Below are 24,775 nucleotides of genomic sequence, written 5' to 3' on the forward strand. Positions count from 1 at the left end.
CAGCGCTAAACGAGGTCGTACTTAGAAGGTACGACCGATTTCGAATTGGATTGATTTAGTATCATCGCCTTTTTTATCATTCAGCGGGAATGCATAGCTCAATGATAATGGACCAATCATGGTAATCCATGTGAAACCGACACCAACACTATAGCGCATATTGCCAAAATCTAACTTATTGTTATCTTTACAATATTGCTTAATATCAACATCCTGACCATCAACACGAACACTACCTTTTGGCACATCACACTGAGTATCAAACACTTGTGCACCCTCTGCGAATAATACTGGACGCACTTGTCTTGTCCAGTCTCCTTTAAACGGCAATGGAATTGCAAGCTCTGTACCAAATTGAACTAAAGCATTACCACCTACTTCTTCTGGATCAAGGTCATTTTGCTTTTGTTCTTGGAAAATAACGCTTGGGTATTTAGGACCTAGCGAACTATTGTCATAACCACGCACAGAACCATAACCGCCCGCATAGAAGTTCTTATAGAATGGTAGATCGTTACCATAACCTAACTTACCATAACCACGAAGTACAAATCCGCCCCAAAGTGATTTAAAGGCTTGTGCATCGTAAGTCATTTTCTGATAATCAACATCACTGCCTGGTAAACCAATTTCCAAACCAACACGATGAGACATACCCGAAGTTGGGAAAATAGGTCTATTTAAAGTGTTATATGACCAACCTAGGTTTAAGTTATAGGTTAAAAACGTACCTTCAAAAGCACTGTCATAGGTTGCAAAACCACCTTCACAAGTACCAACAATATCCTTTTGATCTGCATCTTTCTCATTTACCCCACTAGGGCACCAAGTAGATTGAGCTGTCGATTTACCACCATTCGCTAATAAATAATCACGGATATAAGTCGAAACGCTCGGACCAGTACGTACTTTGGTTTGATCAATACCTAAAGAGGCACTTAAGCTTTGGTTTTCATCGATTGGATAACCGAAACTTACACTACCACCAATACTATCGGTGACGTAGTTGTTAACGTTATAGTCTTTATTCAACTTGGTTTTACGGTAATAAACATTATAACCACGGCTGACACCATCAATAGTGAAGTATGGATCAGTTACACTTAAGTTATAGTAATCTTGCGTTTCAGAACGTGACAAATCGATCGCAACACGATTACCTGTACCCATAAAGTTGGTTTGACTTAAACCTGCTTGAAAGGTTACACCACCATTCTGAGAGTAACCTACTGCAAGTGTCGTAGTACCAGAATGTTGTTCTTCAACATTGACATTTAAGTCAACTTCATCTGGAGAGTTTGGAACACGAACAGGTTTAACATCAACTGTTTTAAAGAAGCCTGTACGCTCTAAACGAACTTTAGATAAGTCAATTTTCTCATTACTTGCTAATGCGCCTTCCATTTGACGCATTTCACGACGTAACACTTCGTCCGCAGTTTTACTGTTTCCCGTGAAGTTAATACGACGTACTGTTACTTGTTGACCAGGATTGATGTAGTAGTTTAAACCAACAATACCTGTTTGGTTATTAATATCAGGGACAACATTCACTTCAGCATAGTAATAGCCAGCATTACCATACTTACGCAATAACAGCTGCTTAACCGCATTTACTCTTTCTTGTGAATAAGTTTCGCCATCTTTATACAATTTTAGCGCTTGTAACTCTTCAGGTTTATAAAGTGCGTCACCTAAGAATTTCGTTTCACCAAATTTAAACTGACTACCTTCATCCACTGAAACTTCAATAAAGATGTGCTTTTTATCTTCACTAATATTCAATTGTGAGTTGATGATATTAAAGTTGATATAACCTTTGTTTAAATAGAGTGCACGTAGAGCTTCTAAACTAGCCGCCATTTTCTCACGTGCATAACGGTCGTTACGCGTAACAATCGATGCCCAACCACTTTCTTTGACTGCAAAAGCTTGCTTGATATCACTATCACTAAAGACAGTATTACCAATAATATTGATATCAAATACTTTAGCTGCCGTACCTTCATTAAAGTTAAGCTTTAATTCAACACGGTTATTTGGACGTGCAACAGTTTCAACCGTTACATCTGCATCATAACGACCTTGCTGGGTATATTGTTGTTCAAGCTCAGTTTCAATGGTCTGTAATGCAGACTTCTTAAACACTTCACCTTCAGCAATACCCATCTTCTTTAAGCCTTGTTCTAAAGCTTCTTTCGGAATAAGTTTATTGCCTTTAAATTCCAATTTAGAAATAACTGGACGTTCAACAACTTTAAAAACTAAAACATCATTTTCTTTATAGGTTTTAATATCGTCAAATAAACCTGAGGCATATAAAGTGCGGATTGACTCAGCAATCATTGGATCACTTACTCTATCGCCACTATTTATTGGTAACATAGAATAGATACTTGCAGGTGTTAAACGCACTAAGCCATCAATTCGTATATCTCGTGCAAGAAACTCATCTGCTGCGTATGCTTGTTGTACCACTGCCATCGCACTAACCAGTGCCAAAGGCATTAATAAATGTGTGTGACGCATGCCCATATATTTTCCAGTAAGTTAAATTCCATTTGCGTTGTTATAAACGCATGAAGTCGTTAAATAAAGCCAAAAGCATCATGCTACCGAGCAGTACCATACCAACTTTTAGACCAAACATCTGTATTTGTTCAGAAACAGGTTTACCACGAATTGCTTCGATAAAGTAATAAACTAAATGACCACCATCCAACATCGGAATCGGCAATAAATTTAGAATCCCCAAACTTACACTCATCAAAGCCATGAATGAAATAAAGGTTTGCCACCCCATTTCCGCACTTTGACCAGCAACTTTGGCAATTGTAATTGGACCAGATAAATTATCTAAACCAATTAAGCCTCGCACCATTTTAATGATGGAGTTGAAAATCATGCCTGAAAGCTGTGTTGTCTTTTCAAAAGCGACAACAAGCGCTTCAACAGGCGAATATTGAATGGTTTGCTTATAATCATTTGGAATCGTGATTTTACCAGCATCACTTTTCACGCCGAGCATCCCAGTCGTATTGCCCATATTATCGCGTTGCCCTTGAGGCATCACTTGTAAATGCACAAGTTGACCTTGACGTAGCACATCAATATTCAAAAGCTTTTCTGGTGATTTTTGAACCACATCAACCACATCAAACCAATCTTTCATTGCAACATTATCAATTGCAACAATCTGATCTCCTACCTTCATGCCTTGACGGACTGCCGCGCCATCCGCACTCAGTTCTTTGACTGTTGCAGGGATTACAGGGCGATAAGGTAAGAAGCCAAGTACATCTAATGGTGATTGGCTCTGATCTTTCAAAAATTCTTTAATCGGTAAACTAAATTGCTTCTCTGTTCCAGCACGGTCAACAATGATTGAAACCTGCCCAGTTTCACCTACACGGTTGACCAAAGCATAATTCAACTTTTCCCATGTCGATGTTGTTTGACCATCAACCATTAACACTTTATCGCCTACATGTAGATCAACTTGTGCAGCTGGCGTATTCGGCATGACTTTACCAATACGGGTATTCAGCTGTTCTTGCGCCGGCAAGAACAAAATCCAAAACAGAAACACGGCAAAAATCAGATTAATTAACGGGCCAGCAGCAACAATCGCAATCCGTTTCCATGGAGATTGACGGTTAAACGCATAAGGTAAATCTTGTTCAGCAACATTCCCTTCACGCTCATCCAGCATTTTGACATAACCACCGAGCGGTAATGCTGAAAGTTGATATTGGATGCCTGATTTTTTAGATTGCCATTTCAATAAAGTTGGGCCAAAACCAATGGAATAGACCAGAACCTTAACACCTAGTTTGCGCGCGACCCAATAATGACCAAATTCGTGAATTGCGATCAGAGGACCAAGCAATAAAATCGCTGCAACAATCATAAATAGTGCATTCATACGATTTAGCCTCCTATACCCACAATATACTTTTCTGCAATTCGTCTTGCGATCATATCAGTCTGTAAAATGATGTCTATGTTTTCTGCTTTAGCATTTTGTACAGTTTGCAAAGTATTTTCGACCACTTCAGCAATCTGAGTAAATCGAATTCTTTGTTGCAAAAATGCTGCAACTGCAATTTCATTAGCGGCATTTAAAATCGTTGGTGCTAAACCGCCTGCACGCATTGCCTGACGTGCCAAATCCAATGCTGGAAATTTAACAAGATCAGGTGATTGGAAATTTAATTGAGCTGTCTCAAATAAATTTAATGCAGGAACGTGTGTTGCTAAACGTTTTGGCCACGCCAATGCATGTGCAATTGGTGTGCACATATCAGGATTACCCATTTGTGCCAAAGTTGATCCATCCACATATTGCACCATGGAGTGAATAATACTTTGTGGATGAACAACAACTGTAACAAAATGTTCTGATATTGAAAACAAATGACAAGCTTCGATCAATTCTAAGCCTTTATTCATCAAAGTTGCAGAATCTACGGAGATTTTTTGCCCCATAGACCAGTTCGGATGCTTACATGCTTGTTGTGGCGTTACATCCTTTAATTGTTCTAAGCTGTGATTCAGGAAAGGGCCACCAGATGCAGTCAACAAAATTTGCGAGACACCTAATTGTGGCTGACCCGTTCTTTCAGCATTTAGATAATTATGTGGCAAAGACTGGAAGATTGCATTGTGCTCAGAGTCTACAGGCAATAATAGCGCCTTATTCTCTTTTGCTGCCTGCATCATAATGTCGCCAGACATGACCAGTGATTCTTTATTAGCGAGTAAAACACGCTTACCTGCTTTTACTGCAGCAAGTGTTGGCAGCAGACCAGCAGCACCAACAATCGCTGCCATCACAATATCAACTTCAGCATGTTCAGCGATTGTGATCAAGCCTGTTTCATCCGTTAAAATTTCAATCTGTTTTAGATTTTTTTGATTGAAACGTTGTTGCAACTCAACTGCTTTCTCATTTGGCACAACAACGATTTTCGGATGATATTTTTTACAAATTTCTAAAAGTTCATCTAAACGACTATATGCAGAGACTGCAAATACAGTGTATTGATCTGGGTGTTGTTCCAATACTTTTAAAGTACTTTGTCCAATTGAACCCGTAACACCCAATATACAAACAGCTTGAGTCATTTAAAGATCTACACCAATAAGTTTTAATATATACATACCTGTCGCAAAAATCGGTGCAGCGGCAAGTAAAGAATCGATACGATCTAATACACCGCCATGCCCAGGAAGAACACGACCTGAATCCTTAATTCCTGCACGACGCTTAATCATAGATTCAAACAAGTCACCCAACACCGAAGCAAACACGGTAATAATTGAAAGGACCAAAAATAAGATCAGTTGTATAACACTTAAATTTAGATAGAAATACTGTACAACCAACATAATGATAATGGTTGTTGCAATACCACCATACAAACCTTCCACAGATTTGTTAGGGCTCACAAAGGGTGCAAGTTTTTTCTTACCGAATTTACGTCCAACAAAGTAGGCACCACTATCTGCTCCCCATACCAAAAGGAACAAATACATCAGCCACCACGGTGAACTATGCCACACGCCATAAAGGGCAGTCACTGCAGCAGAAATAAGAATAAATCCAACAATATGTAATGATACATTGTACCAACTATCAGATTGTGGGAAATTCTTAACCCAATAGATACTACCCAACCAAGTGAGAATGGATGCAGCCCAGAGTAAAAGTGCTACATCATCAAAAAATAATGCCAGTGTTGATATTAGTGCAACACATCCCCCATATACCCAAGCCTTAGGTTTTGACACAGGCGTTGTAGTTCTAGGCATAAGTTTAAACCACTCATAACCTGCAACCCCCGCGGCTAAAATCATAAGCACAAACATTGGATAATGTGATTGCGTTGCAAACATGCAACTTAAAACAACAGCAACTAACACCAATGCGGTAATAATCCGCTCTAACATTATTAATTCTCTATTTTCGCTTGTTGAATCTGTTCTGAGGTTTTACCAAAGCGTCTTTCACGTCCTGAAAAAACACGAAATGCGCGATCCAACTCTTCTATGGTAAATTCTGGCCACAAGGTATCGGTAAAATACAATTCCGCATACGCAGCTTGCCACAATAAGAAGTTAGATAAACGGTAATCTCCGCCTGTACGAATTAACAAATCCACAGCAGGCAGATCATTTAGACTGACATATTTATCAAATAAATCAACATTTATCTGATCTGCTTGAAGTTTTCCAGCAAGTACTTCTTGCGCAATCACTTTTGCTGCATGTGCCATATCCCACATACCACCATAACTGATGGCAATGGTAAGCGTCATTGAATCAAAAGCTGCTGTTTTCTGCTCTGCATATTGCATTAAATCACGCAGTTCATTTGACAACCGCGAACGGTCTCCAATGAAGCGTAGCGCGATATTAAACCTCTCCATACGCGGCAATTGCTCATGAATTGTTTCTTCTAACAACTTCATTAACAAATCGACTTCGTACTGTGGTCGATTCCAGTTTTCGCTTGAAAATGCAAAAACGGTTAATGCACTAACACCTTCTTTTTTGCAATGTTCAACAATAGGATCCAAGACATTTTTGCCTTCACGATGCCCATCACCTTTTTGCATTTGCTTTTTTTTGGCAAAACGATTGTTGCCATCCATAATGATGGCAACATGTTGAGGAAGAAGCGGTTCTTCTTGCAAGGTCATAGTAACATTAGACCTTCATCAATTCTGCTTCTTTCGCTGCAAGACGCTTATCAACCTCTGCAACATATTTATCAGTCATTTTCTGAATCTCATCTGACGCACGGCGATCATCATCTTCAGAAATTTCTTTTTCTTTCAACAATGCTTTGATATCACCTAACACATCACGACGAATATTACGAATCGCAACTTTGGCATTTTCTGCCTCAGTACGTGCAACTTTTTGCATGTCACGACGAGTTTCTTCAGTTAACGCAGCCATTGGTACACGGATTGCGTCAGCAGTAATTGGGTTCAATCCTAAACCTGCTTCACGAATCGCTTTATCAATCGCAGCAACCATCGAACGCTCAAATGGTTGTACCAATAGTGTACGCGAATCCTCAAGCCCAACGTTTGCCACTTGATTCAAGGGAACATCAGAGCCATAGTAAGAAACCATCACACCATTTAAAATAGATGGGTGCGCACGACCTGTACGAACTTTAGCAAAGCCTAACTCTAACGAGTCAAGCGACTTCTGCATACGCTGTTCGCCATCTTGTTTGAGATCGTTAATCATATGATCTTCCTTACTTATTCATAGGTATTACAAAATATTTAGACATTAGTATAAAGAGCTTTATGGCTCACGTACATTAGTTCGTTACGTGAGTACCCTCTTTTTCGCCCATTACAACAGATAGCAATGCACCAGATTTATTCATATCAAAAACCTGCAATGGCACATTATGGTCACGGCATAAACAAATTGCCGTAAGATCCATTACTCCGAGTTTCTCATCTAGAACCTGATCAAAAGTTAAATGATCGTATTTAACGGCATCATCATATTTACTTGGATCTTTATTATAAACGCCATCAACCTTAGTTGCTTTCAAGATCAAGTTTGCTTCAATCTCGATACCACGCAAGCAAGCAGCTGTATCTGTGGTAAAGAATGGATTACCTGTACCAGCAACAAATACGCATACTTCATTTTGGCTTAAATGACGAATCGCATCACGGCTTGAATATGGTTCCACCACTGTACCAATCGACAATGCAGACATAAGACGTGTTTTGATATTGCGGCGCACCAATGCATCGCGCAGTGCCAAACCGTTCATCACAGTTGCCAACATGCCCATTTGATCACCGGTAACACGACCAACCAGACCGTCTTTCTGTAATTGGCTACCACGGTATAAGTTACCACCACCAACAACAATACCTACCTGAACACCTAAACCAACCAAATGCGCGATTGAAAGTGACATTTGATCTAATACTTGGGCATCAATACCCATATCTTTATTACCAGCCAAAGCTTCACCAGAAAGCTTTAGCAAAATTCGTGCATAACGTGGATTTTTAGAAGCTGACATACCTATACTCCAAACCGACCAATCTCAAAACTTTATTAAATTTAATTCAACATCAAGCAGATTTAGTCTGAATTAACTTTGCATACAAATCATATTCATCTGCATCGGTAATTTCGACTTCTAGCAAATCGCCAGCTTTAATCACACTCTTATCAATATCTTCAACAAAAACGTTACCATCAATTTCTGGCGCATCTGCATATGAGCGTGCCACAGCAACTGGGAATTCGTCTTCTAGACCATCCACCAATACAGTCATCGTTTGACCAATACGTTTTTGCAGTTTTGCAGCCGAAATCTCTTGCTGCACTTCCATAAAACGCTCATAGCGATTTTGTTTAATTTCTTCTGGCACATGATCAGGTAGATCATTTGCTGTCGCACCCTCAACTGGTGAATAGGTAAAACAACCAACGCGATCAAGCTGAGCTTCTTTCAGCCACTCCAACAACATTTGGAAATCGTCTTCAGTTTCACCAGGGAAACCAACAACGAAAGTTGAACGAATCACCAATTCAGGGCATTTTTCACGCCACAATTTAAGGCGTTCTAAAGTATTTTCACTATGGGCTGGTCGCTTCATCAATTTTAAGATGCGCGGACTGGCATGCTGAAAAGGAATATCTAAATAAGGTAGGATTTTACCTTGCGCCATCAAATCAATGGCAGCATCCACATGTGGATATGGATAGACGTAATGTAAACGCACCCAGATGCCTAACTGACCAAGGGCTTCACACATATCGTAAAACTTGGTTTTTACTGGCTGACCGTTCCAGAAATCCAACTTGTATTTGGTGTCTACACCATAAGCCGAAGTATCTTGAGAAATCACCAAGACTTCTTTTACACCAGCACGCTTCAATGCTGCTGCTTCATCCAACACTTTTCCTACAGGGCGTGACACGAGATCGCCACGCATGCTTGGAATAATGCAGAATGTACAACGGTGGTTACAGCCTTCCGAGATTTTTAAGTAAGCATAATGCTTCGGTGTTAAACGAACACCTTGTTCAGGAACCAAATCAATGAATGGATTGTGCTTTGGAGGAGCTGGCACATACTCATGCACGGCCTCCATTACATCTTGATAAGCTGCTGCACCTGTTACTTTAAGCACATTTGGGTGCATTTGGCGAATTTTATCTTCGTCTTTACCTAAACAACCAGTGACAATCACTCGACCGTTTTCGCTCATGGCTTCGCCAATGGCATCTAAAGACTCTTGCACTGCAGATTCAATAAAACCACAGGTGTTAACAACAACCAAATCTGCACCGTCATAATCTGATGCAACCTGATAACCTTCAGTCTTTAACTGAGTTAAAATTCGTTCAGAATCTACCAATGCCTTAGGACAACCTAAAGATACAAAACCGACTTTGGGGGTCTTCATGAATCTGCGCTCCACTTGAATCGGCGTATTGTATGACTTTTCTTTGCTTCCGCATAGCTGCAAAGCCATCTCTTTGTGTAATGCACCAAAATACGACCAAATTTTTAAACAAAATCCAACAACGCACCAATTTGAAGCATAATAAAATATTGAAATAAGCAGATGTATGTGAAAAATACCGTATAAATCGATTCTTTCTGAATTAAGTGATTGAAATTTAGTTAATACAAAGTTGGCTTGTATTTTGCATAAAGTACATTTTAGAAGTTAATGGCTATTCATTAAAATTTATATTTATTGCGCCATTTTAAAACAGGATGATTCACAAATGGATCAACAGAACACTATCGACTATCGACTCTTAGTAGATAATCTGAGCACTGCCATTTTATTGGTCGATAGTAAGCTTAATATTTTTTATTTAAATTCTGCTTGCGAAGCATTATTTGATATCAGCTTGCTCCGCGCCTCGGGTCAACCTGTATTAAATTTACTGCATGCGCATGATGATTCATTTAATACACATGAAGCATTATTAAACACTTTAGAAAGTGGGCAACACTATACCCGTCGTGAAGCCGTGATCAATGTGAATTTCAAACCGATTCATGTCGATTACACTGCTTCACAACTTAATGCAGGCAAAAGCTATCACCCACTGCTATTAATTGAACTCAATCCGATTGACCGTATGTTGAAAATTTCGAAAGAAGAAAACCTCGTTCAACAACATCAAGTCGCTCGACAGTTAGTTCGCGGTGTAGCACATGAAATTAAAAACCCGCTCGCAGGTATTCGTGGCGCAACACAACTACTTGCCCGCAGTTTGGGTGATGATAACTATCGTGAATTTACTGACATTATTATTAGTGAAGTCGATCGTTTGACCAACCTTGCGGATACCATGCTTGGCTCCCGTCAGCTACCAAGTTATGAACATGTCAATGTACATGAACCTTTAGAGCGCGTTCGCTCACTTATTGCAAATCAAACCAAGAAAAAAATTAAGATCACACGCGACTATGACTTGTCCTTGCCTGATGTCATGGCCGATCGAGACCAACTGATTCAGGTCATGCTCAACATCAGTGTCAATGCCGTACAGGCCATGACTGAAAATAAAGACTTTTTTACCGACTCAGAGCCAGAGCTGGTTTTAAGAACCCGAATACAACGCCTTGTCACCATTAATGGTGTGCTGAATCGCTCAACGGTTCGCATTGACATTGAAGACAATGGTCCCGGTGTTCCTGAAAGTATATTGGAGTCTGTTTTCTATCCGCTAGTTACTGGTCGCGCCAAAGGGACTGGACTGGGTCTCAGTATCGCTCAAAATATTATGCATCAACATAACGGAATGATTGAGTGTCAATCAGTTCCAGGAAAAACCGTATTTAGCCTATATCTACCTTGGGAGTTAAACCATGTCACGAAATAAAATTTGGGTAATAGATGACGATCGTGCCATGCGCTGGGTACTGGAAAAAACCTTTAAAGAAGAAGGTTTCGACGTCACCAACTTTGAAGAGGCACAAACTGCACTTGAGCGTCTACATGATGATGCACCCGATGTAATTTTAACCGATATTCGTATGCCAGGGATTGATGGTTTAACCTTCTTATCTAAAGTTAAAAATACGCATCCAGATCTACCTGTCATCATCATGACAGCACACTCTGATTTGGAGTCAGCTGTTTCAAGTTATCAAACCGGTGCTTTTGAGTATTTACCGAAACCTTTTGATATTGATGAAGCATTAGCTCTGGTTAATCGTGCGATTTTGCATATCAATAAATTGCAACAACAAGAAGCCACCAAAACCGCTTCACCTTTGCAATCGACCGAAATTATTGGTGAATCACCTGCAATGCAGGAAGTATTCCGTGCCATTGGTCGCTTATCACAATCACACATTACCGTATTGATTAATGGTGAATCGGGTACAGGTAAAGAATTGGTTGCGCATGCACTGCATAAACACTCACCTCGTCGCGCCAAACCTTTTATTGCACTAAATATGGCAGCCATTCCAAAAGATTTGATTGAAACCGAGTTATTTGGTCATGAAAAAGGCGCATTTACAGGTGCCAACACACAACATCAAGGCCGCTTTGAACAAGCCAATGGCGGTACTTTATTCCTTGATGAAATCGGTGACATGCCGTTTGAAACGCAAACACGCTTGCTTCGTGTTTTAGCGGATGGTGAGTTCTACCGCGTAGGTGGTCATATCCCAGTCAAGGTTGATGTACGTATCGTGGCTGCAACCCACCAAGATTTAGAAAAATTGGTGAATGAAGGGCGTTTCCGTGAAGACTTATATCACCGTCTAAACGTCATTCGTATTCACATTCCAAAGTTGTCACATCGTAGCGAAGACATTCCGATGTTAGCACAACACTTCTTGACACGTGCAGGCAAAGAGCTTGGAGTCAGTCCTAAAATTTTACGTACAGAAACTACGGATTATATGCAACAGCTACCTTGGCCAGGTAACGTGCGCCAGTTGGAAAATACTTGTCGCTGGTTAACGGTCATGATCACGGGCCGTGAAGTCTATCCGGAAGATCTACCTGCTGAGCTTAAACAAGCATCTGTGCATAAAAATAATGATGCTCAAGCTGCATCAAATACCAGCCCTGCTTTGGTTGAACGGATTGCCGTTCATCATTGGGATGAGTTATTGGCACAATGGGCAATCCAAAAGCTTAAAAATGGTGAAATGAAACTTCTAGACATCGCTACACCCATGTTTGAACGCACGCTGATTAATGCTGCGCTACAACAAACACGCGGACGTAAGCGCCATGCCGCTGAGCTTTTAGGTTGGGGGCGCAATACCCTTACCCGCAAACTCAAAGAGTTAGGCATGGATTCCAGTGATGACGATGACGACGAAGAAATTCGTTCTGCTTAATTAAAAGACGATGAAAAGCGAGTACACGTTACTCGCTTTTTTATTTGAATTGAGAAATTTTGAAACACTCATCAATCTCATAACCATACAATGGATATGGTTTTTGTTATACTAGAATCAACCCCACCACCCCAAAGTAGATAATGTCTGATATTTGCTATCCAAGCTGTGCTAAACCTCAAACTCGCCGCGGAGAAGAACGTCGTCTCGCACTATTATTGTGCGCAACCGATTTATTCCTAGAAAAAGGTTATGAGGCAGTATCTTTGGATGATATCGTCAATCATGCAGGTGGTTCAAAAACATCTATCTATAAATACTTTGGCAATAAAGAAGGACTCTTCACAGCCATTTGTGATTATCGCAGAGAAGTTTTCTTTAAAGGTGTTTGTTTTCCTTATACACCTGAAAAACCTGATTTAAGAAGCTACCTCACACAAACCCTTCAACGTTTTTATCACCACATTATTCAACCTGAAAATATCGCTTTCATGCGGATGTTTACCGAGCAAACTCAAAAAGATGCACAGCTCGCTCATTATTTCTACGATCAATGTGCACTCAATATTCAAAATACGATTGCTTTTGCACTAGAGCATGCCCATAACAGCGGCGAGATTTATTGTACGAAACCAAAATTCTCTTCGACCATGTATTTTGGCATTTTACGTGATGTCGAGTGGCGCAACTTAATGGGTTTAGACGTGCCAGCTGATGATGCTGAAATCATTGATTATATTAATTATTCTGTAGATTTGTTTTTAAAAGCCCACCAAAAGGTCTAATTCTTTTGCTTTTTTTTGCGCGTATAGTATAGTATTCAATTCCTTTTTTTCTACACCCATTAATCATCACTTAATTATTGTTTTTATTCAATAATTATTGGGGGAGCAAATATGGCGCTTCGGCATTTTCTTACTTTACGAGACCTATCCTCTTTAGAATTGCAGCGTATTTTAGATCGCGCACAAGAACTTAAACGCATGCAACATAGCAATACGGTCTATCAACCTTTTGCTGGTAAAGTTTTGGGAATGATTTTCGAGAAATCGAGCACACGTACGCGTATTTCTTTTGAAGCGGGTATTTGCCAATTTGGTGGTAACGCAATTTTTCTTTCACCACGCGACACGCAATTAGGCCGTGGTGAACCAATTGAAGATTCTGCACGTGTCATTTCGAGCATGCTTGATATCGTGATGATCCGTACTTTTGGTCACGATATTGTAGAGCGTTTTGCATCTTACTCGACTGTACCTGTCATCAATGGTCTGACTGATGATCACCACCCTTGCCAGTTACTTGCTGATTTGCAAACTTTCCAAGAACACCGTGGTAGCATCGAGGGTAAAACCGTAGCGTGGATTGGCGATGGAAATAATATGTGCAATTCATATATTGAAGCAGCGCACATGATGGGCTTTAAGCTTAAAATCGCATCGCCTGAAGGTTATGAGCCACAAGCAAAATTCCTCTCTGAGTTTGCTGATTGCGTAGAAGTCTTTAATAAAGCTGAAGATGCAGCTGTGAATGCAGATCTCATCGTGACTGATGTATGGGCTAGCATGGGTCAGGAAGAAGAACAGAAGTTACGTGAAAAAGCTTTCTCAGATTTCCAAGTCAATGAAAAACTCATGGACTTAGCACACCCTGATTGCTTATTCATGCATTGCTTACCTGCACACCGTGGTGAAGAAATTTCTGAACATATGTTAGACCACAAAAATGCTGTGGTTTGGGATGAAGCAGAAAACCGTTTGCATGCACAAAAAGCGTTGATGGAATTCTTACTGAATGAGAATCTGAAAAAAGACTAAGTTTTAAAAAACAGCATCATTCGATGCTGTTTTTATTTGTGCGTTCTAAATTGAACACTGAAATAAAAACACTTATAGTAAGACAAGCCCATTAGATTAAGTTTCTCATGATATGAGAACTTCACTCAATACACAGCGGACGTTATGACTTCACTTGAACAAGCCCTATCTCAAATACCAAGCTTTTCTTTGGTGCATGAACATCTGTTTAGCTCTGCTCAACCGACTGCTGAGCAACTGCAACAGATTAAAGAATATGGTTGCAGTACTGTCATTAATCTTGCGACCAGCAAATCAGACAACCACCTATCTGAGCAAGATCAAATTTGTTTAGACTTGGGTTTAAACTACATTCACATTCCAATCGGTTGGGATGTGCCTTGCTCTGAACAATGTCTTTTTGTTTTGGATCTCATTGATCATCTGGTGCAAAACGAGATCATTTGGTTACATTGCGACGACAATATGCGTGTCAGTAGTTTGATGTATCTCTATCGCCAATTTTATATGAATATTGACCTACCAATTGCCCAAGAACTTTTACACCAAATTTGGGAACCAAACGAAACTTGGACAGGCTTAATTCATAGCATTACTTTACAACTGCAAGGCCGTAAAGCAACACAAGAACTAGAACAATCATTAATTAACAGCAATCACTTTGCTTGATGCGAAATTAATACAGTTGCTGTTGCCAAGATGCCTTCTTGGCGACCAGTAAATCCCAATTTTTCAGTTGTTGTGGCTTTAATACTAATTTGAGTCACATCAACATCTAAAACATCTGCGATACTTTGACGCATCTCTAAATTATGCTTCGCTAATTTAGGACGTTCGCAAGCAACCGTAATGTCTGCATTATTGAGCTGATAACCACGATCTAAAATCAATTGATAGACATGTTTAAGTAACAAACGACTATCTGCACCTTTGTATTCAGGATCTGTATCGGGAAAATGCTGACCAATATCACCGAGTGCCAACGCACCCAATAAAGCATCACTCAGTGCATGTAATACCACATCCCCATCCGAATGCGCCTTTAAACCATGCGTATGTGGAATTTGAACACCCGCTAAAGTAACAAAATTACCTTCTTCGAACGCATGTACATCAATCCCTTGTCCAATCCGAATTTGAGCAACCATATGATTTTCCTTTTACAATATACCGAACTAATCTTGTATTCAGGCTTTCTATTTCGCTATAGTACGTTGAGCAAATTAGACTGAAAGTATAAGTGATTATGCTGTTTAACACTGTAAGAAATCAATTAAAGAAATCTGGCTACATCATCACATTGAGTTGTTTTTGCTCAACATTTGCCTATGCGGAAGCAATTGACTGCAACAGCAAGGATTTAGAAGCTCAAAAAATCTGCGCTAAGCAATATAAAGAGCAGCGTCTGAAGCTCAATGCCAAGTTTTTAACCGCTTATTTGGTGACGGACGCCCCATTACAACTATTACATGACACCCAAACACTATGGCTGAATCAAGTACAGCAATGCAAAACCAAGAGCTGTTATCAACAGCAATTTGATGCACGTTTGGATGATTTGAATTTTTATACCTCAATGAACCAAACCTTGACACAACATTATCTAAAATATGAACACGGTAAACTAGCAGCTCAACCTGTGCATTTACAGATCCATCAGTTGGATAAAGATAAACTTAAAATAGAAGGCACTGCATATCGCAATCCCAATAATCGTCTAGAAACTCAAACCTTATCATTATTGGCATATAGTACGCCTGAACAAAAAGGCCAAATTATTGATAATGAAAAAAAATGCCAGTATCAATTTGATTTTCAAAAAGCTTTATTAATCATTAAATCTGCACAAAAAGATTGCGGCAGATTTACTGGGATCTATCGTTTGTACGATTAATGGTCTTAACATTTAAAAACCGATGTTTTCACATCGGCTTTTTTGATTCAGCTTGGGAATTTTTCTGCAATTTCTTGGCTAATCAATACCGCTGTCGCCGCAGACAAAGTCCAACCTAAATGCCCATGACCAGTGTTATAAAACACTCGTGGTTGCTTACCCTGTTTTACCACAGGCAGCATATTCGGCATCATTGGACGCAAACCTGCCCATGGCACAACATGCTCAGTCGAAATATCAAAGTTTTGGTTGACCCAATTAATTAAAGGCTGGATACGATCAGCACGAATATCTCGATTATATCCATTAAATTCAGCTGTCCCAGCAATACGTAAACGATCAGCACCTAAGCGAGACGTTACAATCTTGGCACTTTCATCAAGTAAACTCACCCACGGTGCATTTTTAACACTTCGTTCATCTTTCAACTGCACTGTAATGGAATAGCCTTTGACAGGATAGACATTCACACTATCACCGAGCATGTCAGCGAGTTGATAGCTTCCTACACCACCACAGACCAAAACTAAATCGGCAATAATTTCAGTGATTCCATCCGCGCTCGGGTTGACATTTTCGGAACTATTTTTGCAGTGAACAACCGCTTTATCTTGAGTAAATTTGACATCAACAACATCTAAGCCAAAACAATATTTCACACCATATTGCTGTGTTTTTTCAGCCAAGCCAACAGAGAATTTATGGATATCACCTGTCGCATCACCTGCAGTGTAATATCCCCCATAATAGTCGCCTGTTAATGTCGGTTCGATGGCTTTCATTTCTTCAGGGGTAATCGCATTGCGTTCCAACTTACCTTCAACCAGCACATCATTGACTTGCTTGGCAATTTGGTAATCTTCCTTGGTGTGATACATATGCAAAATGCCACGTTTTTCCAAGTCAAAAGAAATATTTTCCTTTTCAGCCACCTCAAATAAACGCTGTCTTGCCAACAAGGCTAATCGCACTGTTTCAATGGTATTGGCTTTATAATTTTTAATATGCGTCAAAAACTCAATCAGCCAGCGATACTTATGCACACTAAAAGATGGGTTGAGTAATAATGGTGCATCTTTCTTACTCATCCATTTGATACCTTTGAGCACCGTTGCTTTTTGGTTCCAGACTTCGGCATTGCAGGCAGATAATTGCCCACCATTGGCAAAAGAGGTTTCCATGGCTGGAAACAGATGGCGATCAATCACCGTCACCTCATAACCCAATTTAATTAATTCATAAGCAGATGTTACACCCGTAATCCCCGCACCAATCACAACAACATGTGGCATAGCAAACTCCTAGAAATGCATAACATTTCTTAATGCATAGCCCCATCTGTCATGGTACCTGAGAGTTTCGGCAGATGATTACCAATTAATCATTTAGCCTTCCCCTTCGGTGAGTGTTTATCATAGAAGAAAAAAATTGTTAATTTCTACAAGTTGAGCACTGCTCTCCAGATTGTATTTCTATTATTACAGTCCTTCTGCCTGAGAGTTTCCGGGGTCGTTGCTCCTTCGGCGAGTTCATTGAAGAACTTCTCTCCCGCAATAATATTTATATTCCTATAAGCAATATATATGCCGCCTAAAAATACCGACACTAAATTCTTGTAATTGTTTGTAGGCGAAGAATTGTGCTATTTCAAGTTACTTAGGCAATAAAAAAGCAGACCTGAAGTCTGCTTTAAATATTAGAATTTACATTGCAAAATCTGATCTGAGAATTGCCCTTTCCAAAGTTCTCGTAACGTTGGTAAATAGAATTTCTCACCAATCATCACCAATTCTGCATCAATCAGCGCATGAATTTCATGCATCAACACATAATCCAAAGCAATGAGTGATAATTGCGGCTGACTTTGGGTAATTTGCTTACGTCTAACTTGTGCTTTTTTTACCAATTCGTTGGCAAAGTTTTTGTCTTTATAGGTGGTGATCGCGCTTAAACGCAGCTCAATGATGCCCCAACCTTCTAATAATTTTTTGAAAATTTCAAAGTCTTTTGAGGTTGCTTCCCAAGTAACATTTTCCAAATCATTATCTTCTGGCAAAACTGGCAATAATAAATCAGCAGTACTTGGAAAAATTTTCTTTAAATTCAACAGAAACTTAACAGGATTTTCATTTGGAAGATCAGAAAATTGGATGTTGGTTTTGGTATCTGTTAAATAGATATTCAGCATAATGAAGCAACAGTCAGGTAAATCAAAAGGATATTGTACGCAGTTCAATTTATAAAAACTACCCATAAAAAATCCCTCTATTAAAGAAGGATTTTTTTACTCAAAAATCAAGCTTATTTGCTATTCGGAGAAACCATATTTTCAGGCTTAACCACTTCATCAAATTGTTCAGCAGTCACTAAACCAAGTTCAACCGCGACTTGTTTTAAGGTTTTATTTTCCTTATAAGCCATTTTCGCGACTTTGGCAGAGTTTTCATAGCCAATCACAGGATTCAATGCAGTCACCAGCATTAATGAGTTATGCAAGAAGTAGTCAATTTTCTCACGATTTGGCTCAATACCCACTGCACAGTGATCATTAAAGCTATTACATGCATCACCTAATAACTGGATAGATTGCAATAAATTATATGCAATTACAGGCATAAACACGTTTAACTCGAAATTACCCGAAGCACCCGCTACATTAATTGTGGTGTCATTCCCTAAAACTTGAGCAACAACCATAGTCATCGCTTCACTTTGGGTCGGATTCACTTTACCTGGCATAATGCTTGAACCAGGTTCATTTTCTGGAATACGAATTTCACCAAATCCACAGCGTGGGCCGCTGGCCAACCAACGAATATCGTTGGCGATTTTATTTAAGCTTGCTGCAAGTGTTTTTAATGCACCTGATGCAAACACAGCAGCATCGCGTCCAGCCAATGCTTCAAATTTATTTGGTGCGGTCACAAAAGGCAGACCTGTTAACTCAGCTAATTGCTCAGCTGCTTTAACCGCATAATCTGGATGTGCATTTAATCCAGTACCAACCGCGGTCCCACCTAAAGGCAATTCATATAAACCAGACAGTGCTTGCTGTAAACGCTTCAAGCCATGCTCTAATTGTGAAACATAACCACTAAATTCTTGGCCCAAGGTCAAAGGTGTCGCATCTTGTAAATGGGTACGGCCAATTTTGACGATATCATCAAATTCTTCTGACTTACGCTGTAAAGTCTCTTTTAGCTTCGCAACGGCTGGAATGAGTAATTCATTAATTTGAATGCTTGCAGCCACATGGATTGCAGTTGGGAACGAGTCATTGGTTGATTGTGCACGATTGACATGGTCGTTTGGATGAACTGGTTTTTGTGCACCCAATACTTGGCCTAATTTCTGATTGGCAATGTTGGCAATCACTTCATTACAGTTCATGTTACTTTGTGTACCTGAACCCGTTTGCCAAACCACCAATGGAAATTGTGAATCCCATTGTCCAGCAATTACTTCTTCGGCAGCCCCGACAATATACTGACTCAAATCTTCAGGCAGTTGTTTTAACTCAGCATTGGTGATTGCAGCAGCTTTTTTCACAAGCCCCATCGCGCGAATCATGGCACGTGGCAAGCGTTCTTGACCAATTTTAAAGTTTTGTAAACTTCGCTGCGTTTGCGCACCCCATAAGGCTTCATTCGGGACCTCAATGTCACCCATTGTGTCGTGTTCAATTCGCATTTGCATAAACAACCTCTACTCTATTTGGTTAAAGTTCTCACGGGCTGAAGCAAAGTGATGCTTTGGCTAGTTGCCGTTATCCTAATCAAAGCAGATATAATTGTAAATAAGAATCATTATCTTAATTACCTTTTAAGGTATTCAGATAAAAGCGCCATTCATTTTCAATCATCTGTACCAAAGGTCGTTTTGGTGACCAGTTAAGAACCTTCTCTGCCTTGTCAATTATTGCACCTAATTGTGCAATTTCATCATGCTGAAATACTGCGGGCTGAACATGCACTTTCGCCTGAGTCACTTTCTCAATTTCATTTAAAAGGTTTTGAATTGAGGTCAGTTGTAAATGTGCGATGTTGAATGACTCCATGCAGTTATTCTGCGTACTTAACCAATTTAGGGTCATTAAAATGGCATCGCATGCATCTAAAACATGCAGAAAGCTTCTCTCAACAGTTCCATCGGCAGTTGGGGCCTGATTCTGCAATTCAATACATTCACGCTGCATTGCAGCAACTTGTAAAGCCAATGGCACGATATTCTTAGGCAGTTGAGTGACAAATTCACCTAATACACCATGCTCAAATGCACCAACAATATTGGATAACCGCAGATTTACAATCCTCCACTCGGGATCGACACGATAAGTATCTGCAATAATATCTTCAACCATTTGCTGAGATCGAACATAAGGATTCGAATATTTATAGTTAAATTCAGTCTCTTCCTTAAGTTCAGCACTTGATTGGCCGTAAACCGCCAGACTGGACAAATTGATTAACTGTCTCACACCCATCCTCTGCATGGCTCTTAACAGGCTCATAATGCTGCTAACATTATCATTATAATATTCAAGAGGTTTTAAAGCAGATTCTTCTAATGATTTAAAACTGGCAGTATGAATCACAGTGTCGATGGAATATTGTTCAAAAACTTTATTAAGTGCTGGTGTATTTCGAACATCAAGTTTCGCAAATGGAATATACATTCCTGAGATATATTCTAAACGTTCTAAAGTTTGTAAGGTCGAATTGGCTAAATTATCCACAATGACGATTTCTTGCCCGTGAGCCAAAAGGCTCAAAGCAATATGTGAACCAATAAAGCCTAAACCACCTGTCAGCAAAATCATTGTATACTTACCTTCCTTTATATCTGTCCATCATTTTTTGCCAATTATGACCATAGTGAATATTCCATGAGCACACTATTGCTAATCACTTCTTCTCCTACGTCGATTATGGCTTGGCATGCTTTTGGTCTAGCTCAAGCGCTTCAAAATAAGGATGAAGACGTTCGTGTCTTCTTTTACCAAGATGGTGTTCAGGTTGCGAATGACTTACAGTGGTTTCCCGATGATCAACGCAACTTAAAACACGAATGGCAAAAGCTTGGCATTCGACTCCCTGTCTGTGTCAGTGCTGCCCTTGCTCGGGGTATCACTGATGCGGACAATGCAAAACGTCATTCACTTCAACATCACAACTTAGCCAATGGCTTTGAACTTGTGGGTCTCGGAGAACTTGCTGACGCAGTACAAAGCTGTTCTCGTTTAATTCAATTTTAATTAAAGTTCTTTACTAGAGTGTTGCTTTGAAAAGGTAAATTGTGTGAAATCTGTACTCGTCATTCTAACTCAACCTAACTTAACAAGTTTGCAAATCAATGAAAGCTTGTCCGCTACTATGGTTTTAGCAACCTTTGGTATTTCTGTCAAAGTATTATTAAAATGTGCGGCAATTAACTTATTAGACAATAAATTAGAATTTGATCAACTTAAACATGCGTTCAAAATTGCAGCCAACATGGTTGAAAGTTTTGAGTTCTACGATTTGACCCCAATTCTGATTGAATCTAAAAATCAAGAACTTAGTACTGTTAAAAATACTGATCAGGAGATCGAATTTATTGATCTCAATCCTGAATTCCTACAAAATTTTGATCACATATTGTACTGGTAAGGTGGCTTTTATGGAACAAACAATGCTCTTTTTGGTCCAATCTGCGGCAGATCAGGTTTGGTCTGATCTAAAAAAAATGGCACAATCTGATGACTATATTGTGATTATGGGTAATGCAGCGACTCACATACCTAACGCGATTACAGCAACTTATTACAACATTTATTGTTTAAGGAATGAACACAACTTACTTGATGATGAAATTAAATCTCAAATTCAAGCGATCGATTATGCACAATTTGCGGATTTAGCTCTAAAATTCAAACGTTGTGTTTCTTTGAAGTAAGACATCTTCAATTCATTTTAAATTTGTTAGGCTATTTTATGCAGTTAGAGTTAGACCAAGACGGCCATTTAGTTGATTACACCATTTGGAATCAAGACGTTGCACAAGAATTAGCGAAGTCTTTAGATTTGCAGTTAACCAACTGGCATTTTGAGATTCTTTATGCAGTACGCCAGTTTTATCAGCAGTTTGGACACTCGCCTGCAACACGTCCACTCATTAAGTTTTTAATGAAAACCGTTAGTCCTGAAATTGATAATGCAGCATTGCAGCAGAAATTTAATACAGGTTTAGTCGCTCGCCATTTGAGTCGTTTGGCTGGCGTACCTAAACCTGCAAATTGTTTATAATTTTTTATTTACGCAAATTTCTTGGCACAGGCAACACAGGCAATTACTGCAATTGTGACGCCAAACATGGCTGGACTTACTTGTTCATGTAATAAGACTGCGGCAATCACCAAACCAAAGATCGGTTGCAGTAGCTGAAGTTGCCCAACTGTTGCAATCCCGCCTTGTGCCAAGCCCTTATACCAAAAGAAAAAACCAATCAGCATACTGAATAAAGATACATAAGCCAGACCAAGTTTTGCCGATGTTGAAATTTGTGCAAAGCTCACAGGCATATACAGATATGAAATGAGCAGCATGATCGGCAATGTAATAATTAATGCCCAACAAATCACCTGCCAACCTCCCAAATGTTTAGAGAGTTTTCCGCCTTCGGCATAACCAAAACCACAGAATATAATTGCCAATAGCATGAAAATATCACCGTAATTGAAAGCCCAACTTCCTGTTTGAATCAGCATATAACCAAAAACCAGCGAAGCACCTAAAACTGCAAATAACCAAAATACAAAATTCGGTCTTTCTCCACCTCGTAGCACACCAAAAATAGCAGTCGCCAAAGGCAATAAACCTACAAAGACAATGGTGTGTGCAGCACTGACGTATTGAAGTGCTAATGCTGTAAATAACGGAAAGCCAACAACAACCCCAATCGCAACATAAAATAATGGCAACCAATCTTTTCGCGTTGGTAATTGCTGACGTGATAATAAAATCAAAGCCAAACCAAGAAGACCCGCTATTGCGGCACGAGCAGCAGTTAAAAAAGTAGGGCTGAAATCCATAACCGCAACGCGTGTGGCTGGTAGTGAACCGGCAAAAATAATCACGCCAATCAGCCCATTCATCCAACCACTACTTAAAGTTTTCATTTAAATTCTCCAGATCTATGTGAAGAATTTAAACTGTGTTATGGTTTATGCACCATACACAGTACAGTACAATTCCAAATAACTGTATTGGCTTACTAACCCATACAGTTTAAAGATAGATCGAGATGAAAAGTACAAAAATTGATTTCGTGATACAGCACATTCATGAGCAGATTAAAACCCGTTCATTACTTCCTGGTTCTCGTTTACCTTCAGTTCGTGCTTTAGCTGCTGTACTTCATTTATCTGTTTCAACCATTGTTGAAGCTTATGAACGTCTAGCCTCACAAGGGATTATTGAAGCTAAAACAGGTTCGGGCTTTTTTGTTGCAGGACCACTTGCGCCTTTGTCTATCTCTGAAATCCATCCAAAGATTGATCGAAGCATCGATCCCTTATGGATTTCAAGACAAGCCTTAGAAGCAAAACAAGGTGTTCTAAAACCGGGATGTGGTTGGTTACCTGATGACTGGATGCCACACGAAAATATCCGCAAAGCGATTCGTAAAGTATCCAAAGCGTCTCCAAACATTTTGACAGATTACTCAACACCTTTAGGCCTAGCCCCTTTACGTGAATTACTTTCAAGAAGAATCTTGAGCAAAGGCATAGAAGCGCGTCCAAATCAGATATTATTGACCGATTCAGGTACGCAGGCGATTGATTTAATTTGTCGTTATTTTCTCAAACCGAATGATGTGGTTTTGGTTGATGATCCCTGTTATTTCAATTTTCATGCGCTACTTAAAGTTCACCAGATCCAAATCATCGGTGTCCCTTATACACCGACTGGGCCTGATCTTGACGCCTTTTCGCAGGCAATCCAAAACTACAATCCACGCCTCTACATTACCAACTCAGGCATTCATAACCCAACAGGTGCTGTGTTAACAGCATCAACGGCTTATCAGGTTTTAAAACTGGTTGAGCAATCTAATTTGATCGTGATTGAAGATGATATTTTTGCAGATTTAGAGCTGCATAGTGCCCCTCGTCTCGCAGCTTTGGATGGCTTATCTCGTGTCATTCACATCGGCAGTTTTTCTAAAACTTTATCAGGCTCAGTCCGTACAGGATATATTGCAACCAAAGCGGAATGGATTGAGGATTTAACTGATATCAAAATCGCGACTTGCTTTGGTGGAAGTAATTTATCTTCAGAAATTTTATATGCAGCATTAACTGATGGAAATTATCGTAAATACTTAGATGAATTAAAAATCCGCTTAGCCAAAGCAATGGATGCAACAATCAAACAACTTGAAAAGCTGGAAATCAAAATCTGGGTTAAACCCACAGCGGGGATATTTGTATGGTGTGAATTACCACACCACTTCGATACAGCACGTATTGCACAGCGCTGCTTAGACAATGGGGTAATTTTGGCTCCAGGAAATGCATTTAGCCAAAGCCAGAATTTCAAAAACTTTATTCGTTTTAATGTAGCCCAATCACTGCAACCCAAAGTTTTTGAGGTTCTATCTCATGCCATTCAACAAGAGACAGAACGACAAAATTTATAA

Annotated in this window: 25 protein-coding genes and 1 riboswitch; of the genes, 11 read left to right on the forward strand and 14 right to left on the reverse strand. The window is 39.6% G+C overall.

The genetic code is table 11. The features are described from left to right. Window positions 1-21: 21 nt before the first annotated feature. From bamA to rimO, 8 genes are all read right to left on the reverse strand, one after another. Window positions 22-2,535, reverse strand: coding sequence for an outer membrane protein assembly factor BamA (gene bamA / locus A7P55_RS16735; protein ID WP_216078073.1), 2,514 nt, complete (start codon window positions 2,533-2,535; stop codon window positions 22-24). 34 nt (window positions 2,536-2,569) lie between these two features. Next, window positions 2,570-3,925, reverse strand: a complete 1,356-nt coding sequence (gene rseP, locus A7P55_RS16740) for an RIP metalloprotease RseP (RefSeq protein WP_033133061.1) — start codon at window positions 3,923-3,925, stop codon at window positions 2,570-2,572. Window positions 3,926-3,930: 5 nt separating this feature from the next. Beyond that, window positions 3,931-5,127: a 1-deoxy-D-xylulose-5-phosphate reductoisomerase gene (ispC, locus tag A7P55_RS16745; RefSeq protein ID WP_171552981.1), complete on the reverse strand. Its 1,197-nt coding sequence runs from the start codon at window positions 5,125-5,127 to the stop codon at window positions 3,931-3,933. Further along, window positions 5,128-5,952: a CDP-archaeol synthase gene (locus tag A7P55_RS16750; protein ID WP_004807412.1), complete on the reverse strand. Its 825-nt coding sequence runs from the start codon at window positions 5,950-5,952 to the stop codon at window positions 5,128-5,130. A gap of 2 nt (window positions 5,953-5,954) precedes the next feature. Further along, window positions 5,955-6,704, reverse strand: coding sequence for a polyprenyl diphosphate synthase (gene uppS, locus A7P55_RS16755; protein ID WP_171552982.1), 750 nt, complete (start codon window positions 6,702-6,704; stop codon window positions 5,955-5,957). Between the two features lie 7 nt (window positions 6,705-6,711). Beyond that, window positions 6,712-7,266 (reverse strand): ribosome recycling factor, encoded by a 555-nt coding sequence (frr, locus tag A7P55_RS16760; protein ID WP_005212140.1) that lies wholly within the window; start codon window positions 7,264-7,266, stop codon window positions 6,712-6,714. A 76-nt stretch (window positions 7,267-7,342) separates the two neighbouring features. Then, window positions 7,343-8,071 carry a UMP kinase gene (gene pyrH, locus A7P55_RS16765; protein ID WP_004807419.1) on the reverse strand — a complete coding sequence of 243 codons (729 nt, stop codon included), beginning with the start codon at window positions 8,069-8,071 and terminating at the stop codon, window positions 7,343-7,345. Between the two features lie 52 nt (window positions 8,072-8,123). Further along, window positions 8,124-9,467, reverse strand: a complete 1,344-nt coding sequence (rimO, locus tag A7P55_RS16770; RefSeq protein WP_171552983.1) for a 30S ribosomal protein S12 methylthiotransferase RimO — start codon at window positions 9,465-9,467, stop codon at window positions 8,124-8,126. A 328-nt stretch (window positions 9,468-9,795) separates the two neighbouring features. On the opposite strand from rimO, the gene glnL reads away from it, so the two are divergent. The 5 genes from glnL to A7P55_RS16795 all read left to right on the forward strand — a co-directional run bounded on the left by glnL (window position 9,796) and on the right by A7P55_RS16795 (window position 14,871). Further along, window positions 9,796-10,905 (forward strand): nitrogen regulation protein NR(II), encoded by a 1,110-nt coding sequence (glnL, locus tag A7P55_RS16775; RefSeq protein ID WP_004807423.1) that lies wholly within the window; start codon window positions 9,796-9,798, stop codon window positions 10,903-10,905. Continuing rightward, complete coding sequence (gene glnG, locus A7P55_RS16780; RefSeq protein ID WP_171552984.1) at window positions 10,892-12,385, forward strand: nitrogen regulation protein NR(I); 1,494 nt, start codon at window positions 10,892-10,894, stop codon at window positions 12,383-12,385. The genes glnL and glnG overlap by 14 nt, the downstream gene beginning before the upstream one ends. A 143-nt stretch (window positions 12,386-12,528) precedes the next feature. Then, the gene (locus tag A7P55_RS16785; protein ID WP_171552985.1) at window positions 12,529-13,170 is read left to right on the forward strand and encodes a TetR/AcrR family transcriptional regulator; all 642 of its coding nucleotides are present in this window, start codon (window positions 12,529-12,531) and stop codon (window positions 13,168-13,170) included. 111 nt (window positions 13,171-13,281) lie between these two features. Continuing rightward, window positions 13,282-14,202, forward strand: a complete 921-nt coding sequence (gene argF / locus A7P55_RS16790; protein ID WP_171552986.1) for an ornithine carbamoyltransferase — start codon at window positions 13,282-13,284, stop codon at window positions 14,200-14,202. A gap of 144 nt (window positions 14,203-14,346) precedes the next feature. Beyond that, window positions 14,347-14,871, forward strand: a complete 525-nt coding sequence (locus A7P55_RS16795; protein ID WP_171552987.1) for a protein tyrosine phosphatase family protein — start codon at window positions 14,347-14,349, stop codon at window positions 14,869-14,871. Here A7P55_RS16795 and ispF read toward each other — a convergent pair. Then, window positions 14,859-15,350, reverse strand: coding sequence for a 2-C-methyl-D-erythritol 2,4-cyclodiphosphate synthase (gene ispF / locus A7P55_RS16800; protein WP_171552988.1), 492 nt, complete (start codon window positions 15,348-15,350; stop codon window positions 14,859-14,861). The genes A7P55_RS16795 and ispF overlap by 13 nt on opposite strands. A gap of 98 nt (window positions 15,351-15,448) precedes the next feature. Here ispF and A7P55_RS16805 point away from each other — a divergent pair, with 98 nt between their 5' ends. After that, the gene (locus A7P55_RS16805; protein ID WP_171552989.1) at window positions 15,449-16,096 is read left to right on the forward strand and encodes a hypothetical protein; all 648 of its coding nucleotides are present in this window, start codon (window positions 15,449-15,451) and stop codon (window positions 16,094-16,096) included. Between the two features lie 47 nt (window positions 16,097-16,143). Here the strand turns inward: A7P55_RS16805 and A7P55_RS16810 are convergent, their stop codons facing one another. The 4 genes from A7P55_RS16810 to A7P55_RS16825 form a co-directional block, all read right to left on the reverse strand. After that, entirely contained in the window at window positions 16,144-17,388 is a 1,245-nt protein-coding gene (locus A7P55_RS16810) for a D-amino acid dehydrogenase (protein WP_171552990.1), read from the reverse strand. Window positions 17,389-17,567: 179 nt separating this feature from the next. After that, a riboswitch (glycine riboswitch) is annotated at window positions 17,568-17,657 on the reverse strand. A 135-nt stretch (window positions 17,658-17,792) separates the two neighbouring features. Then, window positions 17,793-18,284 carry a hypothetical protein gene (locus A7P55_RS16815; RefSeq protein WP_171553281.1) on the reverse strand — a complete coding sequence of 164 codons (492 nt, stop codon included), beginning with the start codon at window positions 18,282-18,284 and terminating at the stop codon, window positions 17,793-17,795. A 113-nt stretch (window positions 18,285-18,397) separates the two neighbouring features. Continuing rightward, on the reverse strand, window positions 18,398-19,792 hold the full coding sequence (gene fumC, locus A7P55_RS16820) for a class II fumarate hydratase (RefSeq protein WP_171552991.1): 1,395 nt from the start codon (window positions 19,790-19,792) through the stop codon (window positions 18,398-18,400). 115 nt (window positions 19,793-19,907) lie between these two features. Further along, window positions 19,908-20,915 (reverse strand): NAD-dependent epimerase/dehydratase family protein, encoded by a 1,008-nt coding sequence (locus A7P55_RS16825; protein WP_171552992.1) that lies wholly within the window; start codon window positions 20,913-20,915, stop codon window positions 19,908-19,910. 66 nt (window positions 20,916-20,981) lie between these two features. On the opposite strand from A7P55_RS16825, the gene tusD reads away from it, so the two are divergent. From tusD to A7P55_RS16845, 4 genes are read left to right on the forward strand one after another with little or no spacing between them, the layout of a single operon-like run. Further along, window positions 20,982-21,350, forward strand: coding sequence for a sulfurtransferase complex subunit TusD (gene tusD / locus A7P55_RS16830; RefSeq protein ID WP_171552993.1), 369 nt, complete (start codon window positions 20,982-20,984; stop codon window positions 21,348-21,350). A 43-nt stretch (window positions 21,351-21,393) separates the two neighbouring features. After that, window positions 21,394-21,744, forward strand: coding sequence for a hypothetical protein (locus A7P55_RS16835; RefSeq protein WP_171552994.1), 351 nt, complete (start codon window positions 21,394-21,396; stop codon window positions 21,742-21,744). A gap of 10 nt (window positions 21,745-21,754) precedes the next feature. Beyond that, window positions 21,755-22,030, forward strand: coding sequence for a hypothetical protein (locus A7P55_RS16840; RefSeq protein ID WP_171552995.1), 276 nt, complete (start codon window positions 21,755-21,757; stop codon window positions 22,028-22,030). Between the two features lie 38 nt (window positions 22,031-22,068). Continuing rightward, window positions 22,069-22,380, forward strand: coding sequence for a TusE/DsrC/DsvC family sulfur relay protein (locus A7P55_RS16845; protein ID WP_171552996.1), 312 nt, complete (start codon window positions 22,069-22,071; stop codon window positions 22,378-22,380). Window positions 22,381-22,388: 8 nt separating this feature from the next. Here the strand turns inward: A7P55_RS16845 and A7P55_RS16850 are convergent, their stop codons facing one another. Further along, complete coding sequence (locus A7P55_RS16850) at window positions 22,389-23,252, reverse strand: DMT family transporter (RefSeq protein WP_171552997.1); 864 nt, start codon at window positions 23,250-23,252, stop codon at window positions 22,389-22,391. Between the two features lie 125 nt (window positions 23,253-23,377). Here A7P55_RS16850 and A7P55_RS16855 point away from each other — a divergent pair, with 125 nt between their 5' ends. Beyond that, window positions 23,378-24,775: a PLP-dependent aminotransferase family protein gene (locus A7P55_RS16855; protein ID WP_171552998.1), complete on the forward strand. Its 1,398-nt coding sequence runs from the start codon at window positions 23,378-23,380 to the stop codon at window positions 24,773-24,775.

This window comes from Acinetobacter sp. Ac_5812 (assembly GCF_013072695.1).
In the GTDB taxonomy this organism is placed as follows: Bacteria; Pseudomonadota; Gammaproteobacteria; order Pseudomonadales; family Moraxellaceae; genus Acinetobacter.

What these genes read in the sequence shown, in the direction of transcription:
- glnG (WP_171552984.1), top strand. Translation starts at nt 10,892, where the DNA reads ATGTCACGAAATAAAATTTGGGTAATAGATGACGATCGTGCCATGCGC.
- fumC (WP_171552991.1), bottom strand. Translation starts at nt 19,792, where the DNA reads ATGCAAATGCGAATTGAACACGACACAATGGGTGACATTGAGGTCCCG.
- A7P55_RS16815 (WP_171553281.1), bottom strand. Translation starts at nt 18,284, where the DNA reads ATGCTGAATATCTATTTAACAGATACCAAAACCAACATCCAATTTTCT.
- pyrH (WP_004807419.1), bottom strand. Translation starts at nt 8,071, where the DNA reads ATGTCAGCTTCTAAAAATCCACGTTATGCACGAATTTTGCTAAAGCTT.
- uppS (WP_171552982.1), bottom strand. Translation starts at nt 6,704, where the DNA reads ATGACCTTGCAAGAAGAACCGCTTCTTCCTCAACATGTTGCCATCATT.
- A7P55_RS16750 (WP_004807412.1), bottom strand. Translation starts at nt 5,952, where the DNA reads ATGTTAGAGCGGATTATTACCGCATTGGTGTTAGTTGCTGTTGTTTTA.
- tusD (WP_171552993.1), top strand. Translation starts at nt 20,982, where the DNA reads ATGAGCACACTATTGCTAATCACTTCTTCTCCTACGTCGATTATGGCT.
- A7P55_RS16825 (WP_171552992.1), bottom strand. Translation starts at nt 20,915, where the DNA reads ATGATTTTGCTGACAGGTGGTTTAGGCTTTATTGGTTCACATATTGCT.
- glnL (WP_004807423.1), top strand. Translation starts at nt 9,796, where the DNA reads ATGGATCAACAGAACACTATCGACTATCGACTCTTAGTAGATAATCTG.
- A7P55_RS16795 (WP_171552987.1), top strand. Translation starts at nt 14,347, where the DNA reads ATGACTTCACTTGAACAAGCCCTATCTCAAATACCAAGCTTTTCTTTG.
- frr (WP_005212140.1), bottom strand. Translation starts at nt 7,266, where the DNA reads ATGATTAACGATCTCAAACAAGATGGCGAACAGCGTATGCAGAAGTCG.
- ispC (WP_171552981.1), bottom strand. Translation starts at nt 5,127, where the DNA reads ATGACTCAAGCTGTTTGTATATTGGGTGTTACGGGTTCAATTGGACAA.
- ispF (WP_171552988.1), bottom strand. Translation starts at nt 15,350, where the DNA reads ATGGTTGCTCAAATTCGGATTGGACAAGGGATTGATGTACATGCGTTC.
- A7P55_RS16840 (WP_171552995.1), top strand. Translation starts at nt 21,755, where the DNA reads ATGGAACAAACAATGCTCTTTTTGGTCCAATCTGCGGCAGATCAGGTT.
- argF (WP_171552986.1), top strand. Translation starts at nt 13,282, where the DNA reads ATGGCGCTTCGGCATTTTCTTACTTTACGAGACCTATCCTCTTTAGAA.
- A7P55_RS16845 (WP_171552996.1), top strand. Translation starts at nt 22,069, where the DNA reads ATGCAGTTAGAGTTAGACCAAGACGGCCATTTAGTTGATTACACCATT.
- A7P55_RS16805 (WP_171552989.1), top strand. Translation starts at nt 15,449, where the DNA reads ATGCTGTTTAACACTGTAAGAAATCAATTAAAGAAATCTGGCTACATC.
- A7P55_RS16810 (WP_171552990.1), bottom strand. Translation starts at nt 17,388, where the DNA reads ATGCCACATGTTGTTGTGATTGGTGCGGGGATTACGGGTGTAACATCT.
- rseP (WP_033133061.1), bottom strand. Translation starts at nt 3,925, where the DNA reads ATGAATGCACTATTTATGATTGTTGCAGCGATTTTATTGCTTGGTCCT.
- A7P55_RS16850 (WP_171552997.1), bottom strand. Translation starts at nt 23,252, where the DNA reads ATGAAAACTTTAAGTAGTGGTTGGATGAATGGGCTGATTGGCGTGATT.
- A7P55_RS16855 (WP_171552998.1), top strand. Translation starts at nt 23,378, where the DNA reads ATGAAAAGTACAAAAATTGATTTCGTGATACAGCACATTCATGAGCAG.
- A7P55_RS16785 (WP_171552985.1), top strand. Translation starts at nt 12,529, where the DNA reads ATGTCTGATATTTGCTATCCAAGCTGTGCTAAACCTCAAACTCGCCGC.
- rimO (WP_171552983.1), bottom strand. Translation starts at nt 9,467, where the DNA reads ATGAAGACCCCCAAAGTCGGTTTTGTATCTTTAGGTTGTCCTAAGGCA.
- bamA (WP_216078073.1), bottom strand. Translation starts at nt 2,535, where the DNA reads ATGGGCATGCGTCACACACATTTATTAATGCCTTTGGCACTGGTTAGT.